A 6,667-nucleotide genomic window follows, 5' to 3' on the forward strand; every position below is an offset into this window, starting at 1 on the left:
TGCAGCGCCTGCCTGGCCATGAACGACGACAAGATTCCGGCCGGCGCCTACTGCGTCTCGACCTCGAACCGCAACTTCGAGGGCCGGCAGGGGCCGGGCGCGCGCACCTTATTGGCCAGCCCGCTGGTGGCCGCCATCACGGCCGTAGAGGGCCGGCTGGTTGACATCACGCAGTATCTGAATTGACTTATTAGGGCAGCAGGGCAATAAGGCGGTCATGCAGCGCGCAGCGGAGCGGAGTCGAAGCATCTTGCCAGGGGAAGTAATCAAGCAGAAGGAACGTCATGTCGAGCTTGCGAGACATCTCGCGTGCTGCACCAAGCTGCACCAATCTAATCGTTGAATAAAGTTGATTACTGCCGCACGCGAGATGCTTCGCTGCGCTCTGCATGACCGCCTTGTTGCCCTCTTTCGCCCGTCCATTGAGTATAACCCAAACCATGTAACCATCTCTATCACTACTAATTACCTCTTTATGTTGTGCTTATCAAATTATAAATACCGCCAGGCTGCTTCCATCGGTTGGATTAGCTATGCCAGCCAAGTCGGGCAGCAAGTCACGGCTGCCCCTTCGCAATCCTCCGCTAACGCCGTGCCTACCCCCCCACCGGCCCCCAACCCTCATGGACCAATTTCAACTCCTGCGCTCGACGGCCGTGCCGCTGCCGCTGAAAAACATTGACACCGACCAGATTATCCCGGCGCGCTTCCTGAAAGCGACGACGCGGGAGGGCTTCGGCGCCAACCTGTTTGCCGACTGGCGCTACGCCGCCAGCGGCCAGCCCAAGCCGGATTTTGTGCTCAATGACCCGCGCTACGGCGGCCAGATTCTGCTGGCCGGCCAGAATTTCGGCTGCGGCTCCAGCCGCGAGCACGCCGCCTGGGCGCTCTACGACGCGGGCTTTAAGGTGATTATATCCAGCTACTTCGCCGACATCTTCCGCGGCAACGCGCTCAATACCGGCCTGCTGCCGCTGCAAGTGAGCGAGGCCGTGCTCCAGCGCCTGCTGGCCCAGGTCACGCGCGAGCCGGCCACGCAGTTCCTCGTGGATTTACCGGCCCAGACGCTCAGCGTGCCCGTGTGGGAAGCAAGTATTGCCTTCGACCTCGACCCCTACAAAAAGGAGTGCCTGCTTAACGGCTACGACGACATCGACTACCTGCTCAGCCAGCAGGCCGCCATCACCACTTACGAACAACAGCGCGCATGGACCTTTTAGACAACGCTTTACCTAACGCCGTCAGCAAGCGCATCGCCGTGCTGCCCGGCGACGGCATCGGCCCGGAAGTGTGCGCCGAGGCCGTGCGCGTGCTCAAGGCCGTGGCCGAGCGGTTCGGGCACCGCTTCCGCTTCGACTACCAGCTCATGGGCGCCTGCGCCATCGATGCCACCGGCACGCCCCTGCCCGACGCCACGCTCCAGGCCTGCCACGCGGCCGATGCCGTGCTGCTCGGTGCCATCGGCGACCCCAAGTATGACCACAACCCCGCCGCCAAGGTGCGCCCCGAACAGGGCCTGCTGGGCTTGCGCAAAAGCCTGGGCCTCTACGCCAACATCCGCCCCGTGACGGCCTACGAGCAGCTGCTGGAGTTCTCGCCCCTGCGCGCCGACCGCATCGCCGGCACCGACCTGCTCATGTTCCGGGAGCTGACCGGTGGCGTCTACTTCGGCGAGAAGGGCCGCCGGCCCGACGGCACCGCCTACGATAACTGCACCTATCACCCCGCCGAAATTGCCCGCATTGCCCACCGCGCTTTCCGCGCCGCCCAGGGCCGCCGCCAGAAGCTGACCCTGGTCGATAAAGCCAACGTGCTGGAAACGTCCCGCCTCTGGCGCGAAGTCGTGCAGAAAATTGCCCCCGACTACCCGGACGTGGCCGTAGAATACCTGTTCGTGGATAACGCGGCCATGCAGCTCATCCTCAACCCGCGGCAATTCGACGTGCTGCTGACCGAGAACATGTTCGGCGACATCCTTTCCGATGAGGCGTCCGTGATTGCCGGTTCGCTGGGTCTGCTGCCGTCGGCGTCGGTCGGCGACCGGGCCGCGCTCTTCGAGCCCATCCACGGCTCCTACCCCCAGGCCAAAGGCAAAGGCATCGCCAACCCCATTGCCGCCATCCTCTCGGCCGCCATGATGCTCGACCACTTCGACTTGCCCGAAGAAGCCCGCGCCGTGCGCGCCGCCGTCGACAACGCCTTAAATGAGCAAGTGCTAACCCCCGAACTCAACGCCAGCGCCGCCTACACCACCGAGCAGGTCGGCAGCTTCATCGCCTACGGCGTGCTGGATTTGCAGGACTGCCACCTGCACCGCCGCAACATTGCCTACGGCAAGAGTACTATTATCTAATAGTCCCTTTGAAGGGCCTTTGACAGCCGTCACTTCAATCAAAAAAGCTTTCCCTGAAATTCGGAGAGCTTTTTTAATGCCTTTGGCAAGTCTGTTTTTAGAACTGGCGGCGGCTGGCGCGGCACTACCTGGCCCTGAGGAAATCGTCGCATCAGTCCACGCACACGTATAAGCCAAACGGAGAGAATCCGGCTGGTAGGGCTACCTCGTAAAGAGAAATAGCGCACAGCTGGTTGAAATTGAATACGAAAAAGGCTGGCTGAAAATGATAAATCAAGGGCGGAACAAATGAAACCACTGATTGCTAATTTTTTTAGTTTACATCATTTTTTTGATTCATTCCTGAACTTCTTCTAGCCCGCCATCATTCTTGACTCCTTCCATTCATCGCCGTGTTCCGAAGATAATAAAGCCCTATTCTTAGGGTGGAAATGCAAAAATAAGTCTGCTTTTATTTTTAGTTTCCGAGGCTTTTTTGTATCTTTGGGCATGTCAAACGTCAAGCTTCCCATGCCACTGCCCGTCCAGCAGTTTGCCCGCTGCGTGAACGACACCCAGCGCCCCGCCAACTACATTGGCGACTGGCCCGAAGCCGGCCGCGTCTATCCCGTTCGTATTCTGCCCCACGTCCGCACCGGCCAGCCGCAGGTGCACGTGCTCGGCTTTTATGCCGAGCAGCCCTATGGTGCTTTCGCCGCCCACCGCTTCGAGCAAATTGCCGAAGTGTGGCTTAACTAAGCTGGTTTTCCTTTCGCCCCCCTCTTTCCGGCAGCCCCGCGCCCCCCAGCGCGGGGCTGTTTGCGTTGAAGGAAGTTGGCAGCGGCCCGTGGCAGCAGTTGTAACTCAGTCACCAAAGCTGCGATATAGCGGCGGCCTTTTCCCTACCCCCTTCGCCCCCAATGACCGCCGAAGAACAACCCGCCCACGCTGAGCTGCGCGCCTGGCAGCAGCAGATGCAGCGGCGTCCCTCGCTGCTCAATCGCCTGACCCGGCAGGTTCAAATCCAACTTAACGCCTTGCTGCCCGAGCGTGTGCACCAGGCCCTGACCGCCGCCATTCGGCAGATGGTGCGCGGCGTGCTCTTCGGCTCGACCTACACCACGCGCCGGCCCCTGACCGGCGCAACTTTGGTGGCGCGCGAAACCGCCGTGCGCACCCGCATCCGCTATTATCGCAACACGGCCGCCGCCGAAGGCGCCGTGACCGGCGCGGGCGGGTTCCTGCTTGGGCTGGCCGATTTTCCGCTTTTGATGGGTATTAAAATCAAGCTGCTCTTCGACATCGCGGCCCTCTACGGCCACGACGGGCGCGACTACGCCGAGCGGCTCTACCTGCTGCACGTGTTTCAGCTGGCCTTCAGCTCCCAGCACACCCGCAACGAAACCTATCAGCGCCTGGCCAACTGGGAAACCTACCGCCACTCCCTACCCCCCGACGTGAACGAGTTCGACTGGCGCACCTTCCAGCAGGAATACCGCGATTATATCGACTTGGCCAAGCTGGCTCAGCTGCTGCCCATCATCGGTGCGCCGGTGGGCGCCATTGCCAACTACCAGCTCCTAAATCGGCTCGGCGTTACGGCCATGAACTGTTATCGGCTGCGCTATTTCGCGGCGGCGCCCCCACCAGCCGCGCCGGCTGACCGGTCATCGCCAGGATGATGGAACGATGACTTTCTAATGCCGCTATCGACTACCAGTTGGACGGCCTGGAGCCGGCGGACCGGACCGCCAAGCGGCGCGACTGGTTGATTCCCTACCCCTACTTCGCCTTATAAGGTGCGAACAGGCCGCCGGCCAGCGGCGTCCAAAGTACGGCGCGCTGGCCGGCGGCTTTGAGCCCGTTGTTTGTCCAGGTATTACAGGTGTGCCAGAAGCTGTAGGCCCATTGCCCCTCGTAAAAGGCATCGTGGCCGGCGTAGGTGTGGCCGGGCAGGTACTGCACGCGGCTGGCCGCATCGGGCCGGAAGCTGCCCCGCACGTAAGTCACCAGCCGCTTATACTGAGCGGGGGTCAGTTCCAGGCGCACGCAGCTCGGACCGGGCATCAGCTCCGCTTCGGTGTGATAAGTCGTGTGCATAGCCGTCGTGCCGAGGTGAAACGCGGCGCGCAAGGCAATGGGCACCGTGAGGTCGCCCCAGCCGGGGATGTAGAAAAAGCCCTTATCGCCCCAGCCGAAGGCCAGGTAGTCGTAGCCGGCGCTGTCGCGGCTGGTGGTGTGGCTGTACTTGATTTCCTGGCTCCAGTCCTTCTGGCTGGTGCGCACGGGCAGCACGAGGTCGGTATGCACGTCGTTGGGCGTAAACAGGTATACCACTACGCGCTCCCCGCCCGGCGGCACCGGTTCGGCCGCCACCGGAATCAGGGCCAGGCCGTACGCCGCCGCGGCGTAGATGAGCAGGACGGCCAGGATGCCGCCCAGCGTGTAGCCAACGATTTTTACGGTTTTGCGCAGCAGCTTCATAAGGGCGAAAGTAGAAGCTGAGCGCTCAGAATCCCTACCCCCTACCTGCGGCGCAAAGGATGTAAGTCCAACTCAAACCCAGGCAGGGTTGGCTCCGCGCTCAGCGCACGGTCAAAACCAACCAATTCTTCGGGCTCCTGCCCGCGGCGGTAAACGTAGGCGGTTTCCGCTGCCGGGTCCAGCAGAAATCCTAGCTCGACGCCATTAGCCAAGTAGACTTCCATCTTACGGCGCAGGCTGGCCAGCCCATCGGAAGGCGAGCGAACCTCGACCACGAACGCCGAACAGACCGGCGGAAACCGCTGCCGCTGCTCCTCGCTGAGGCTATCAAAGGCCGCCCGGCCCAGCCACGCCGCATCTGGCGAACGCACTGAGCCATCGGGCAAGGTAAAGCCGGCCGAGGACTCATAAACGTGGCTCAGTTGGTGCTGCCGGTTCCAGAGCATGAGTTGAAAAACGATTTCACTGGACTTGCGGCTGGACTCGGAACCGGCGGGCGGCATGGCAATGATGTTGTGGTCGGCCGTGCGCTCCAGGCGCAGGGTAGGGTTGTGCTGGCAGAGGTCAAAGAACTCCTCGTCCGTGAGCCGGGCCAGGGCCGGGCCTTGCAGCAGCAGCATGTTGTCGAGGTCGGCGAAGGTCATGGCATCTCTAAGTACCAATGTTGTAAAAATATAAACTCGATTTATTCGATGCCTACATCATACAATGACAAGCTCTCCCAATGCCTTGTACTTAAATCGAACTTGTAATCTTTATTTAATCTATAAATTTCCCAAACAAATTTTGGAATCACTAGGTCTAAAAGTTGCTCAGTTGTAAAGCTACCCGCTGATAACATCCCACTAAGTCTAAGTCCTGTTTGAGAACATCTAAGCTTGTCCCTCTTACACTAGCTATTCCTAATAAATCTTCTTCAGATAACCAAACTGAGAAGCTAATTTCTGGACTATGATTTCTGTACACGTCGAGCTTGATAGCACCATTGTAACTTGCGTAATGCCTGGTGAGTAAAAAGTTAAAAACTCTTCTTATATTTTTAGGACACTCTGATTGAATAGTAATTGGTTTTACTAACGCAATTTCAAACTGCTTTTTGATATCCTCGGTAATACCAGATGTTTTCAAATGAATAAGAGTGCGAGCCTCCTTACTGAGATGACTAGTTTTGAAACTAAGCTCAACCTTAAGTTTGATAAAATCACTTGCCCCGCTTCTTAACAAGTGCCTTGCAACTTGAATTTTAGATTCAAAATTAGGGTCGCTTATCTCTGAGAACTTGTAATCAGAATTGATAAATAATCTGACGACTGGAACACTATCATCTCCTTTGTTCGCCAGCCATTTATCATACCCTTTTTTAGCTAGCCAAGTCAAAAACGCCGCGAGGGGTGACCAGACCAATTTATCCATTATACTGTTTTGAATTAATGCCATGATAAACAACTTATCTAAAGTTCCAGAAACAGCAACGGCCGCCCCAGAAACTGAGGCGGCCGTTGCTGTTTCTGATACAACCCCTACCCCCTACTTCTGCGACATCACTGCGCCCGAGGCCTCGTGCATCCGAATCAGGTTCAGGGCCGAGCCGGCTTTGAACCACTCGATTTGGCCTTGGTTGTAGGTGTGATTCACTTGAATCAGGTCGGTATCGCCGTCGGCGTGGCGCAGGCGCACTTGCAGCGGCTGGCCGGGAGCGAAACTGGTCAGGCCGAGGATGTCGATTTGGTCGTCTTCCTCCACTAGCTCGTAGTCGGCCTTGTTGGCGAAGGTCAGGGCCAGCATACCCTGCTTCTTGAGGTTGGTTTCGTGGATGCGGGCGAAGCTTTTCACCAGCACGGCGCGCACGCC

General features: G+C 58.6%; 8 protein-coding genes and 1 pseudogene. 5 read left to right on the forward strand and 4 right to left on the reverse strand.

The window, feature by feature from the left end; translation table 11 throughout:
* The 5 genes from ACFE70_RS19415 to ACFE70_RS19435 form a co-directional block, all read left to right on the forward strand.
* Nucleotides 1–186, forward strand: a 186-nt coding sequence (locus ACFE70_RS19415) for an aconitase family protein (protein WP_375419443.1), incomplete at its 5' end; no start/stop codon positions are given.
* A 437-nt stretch (nt 187–623) separates the two neighbouring features.
* Nucleotides 624–1,220 (forward strand): 3-isopropylmalate dehydratase small subunit, encoded by a 597-nt coding sequence (leuD, locus tag ACFE70_RS19420; protein WP_375419444.1) that lies wholly within the window; start codon nt 624–626, stop codon nt 1,218–1,220.
* Nucleotides 1,208–2,353 carry a 3-isopropylmalate dehydrogenase gene (gene leuB / locus ACFE70_RS19425; RefSeq protein WP_375419445.1) on the forward strand — a complete coding sequence of 382 codons (1,146 nt, stop codon included), beginning with the start codon at nt 1,208–1,210 and terminating at the stop codon, nt 2,351–2,353. The genes leuD and leuB overlap by 13 nt, the downstream gene beginning before the upstream one ends.
* 510 nt (nt 2,354–2,863) lie before the next feature.
* Entirely contained in the window at nt 2,864–3,091 is a 228-nt protein-coding gene (locus tag ACFE70_RS19430; RefSeq protein ID WP_375419446.1) for a hypothetical protein, read from the forward strand.
* Between the two features lie 161 nt (nt 3,092–3,252).
* Nucleotides 3,253–4,014, forward strand: coding sequence for an EcsC family protein (locus ACFE70_RS19435; protein ID WP_375419447.1), 762 nt, complete (start codon nt 3,253–3,255; stop codon nt 4,012–4,014).
* 100 nt (nt 4,015–4,114) lie between these two features.
* Here ACFE70_RS19435 and ACFE70_RS19440 read toward each other — a convergent pair whose 3' ends face one another.
* The 4 genes and pseudogenes from ACFE70_RS19440 to ACFE70_RS19455 all read right to left on the reverse strand — a co-directional run.
* Nucleotides 4,115–4,816: a DUF2459 domain-containing protein gene (locus ACFE70_RS19440; protein WP_375419448.1), complete on the reverse strand. Its 702-nt coding sequence runs from the start codon at nt 4,814–4,816 to the stop codon at nt 4,115–4,117.
* A gap of 41 nt (nt 4,817–4,857) precedes the next feature.
* Entirely contained in the window at nt 4,858–5,460 is a 603-nt protein-coding gene (locus ACFE70_RS19445; protein WP_375419449.1) for a Uma2 family endonuclease, read from the reverse strand.
* Between the two features lie 157 nt (nt 5,461–5,617).
* Nucleotides 5,618–6,253 carry a hypothetical protein gene (locus tag ACFE70_RS19450; protein WP_375419450.1) on the reverse strand — a complete coding sequence of 212 codons (636 nt, stop codon included), beginning with the start codon at nt 6,251–6,253 and terminating at the stop codon, nt 5,618–5,620.
* Nucleotides 6,254–6,343: 90 nt separating this feature from the next.
* Nucleotides 6,344–6,667: pseudogene (locus ACFE70_RS19455) on the reverse strand (aconitate hydratase); the annotation flags it as partial.

This window comes from uncultured Hymenobacter sp. (assembly GCF_964243305.1).
In the GTDB taxonomy this organism is placed as follows: domain Bacteria; phylum Bacteroidota; class Bacteroidia; order Cytophagales; family Hymenobacteraceae; genus Hymenobacter.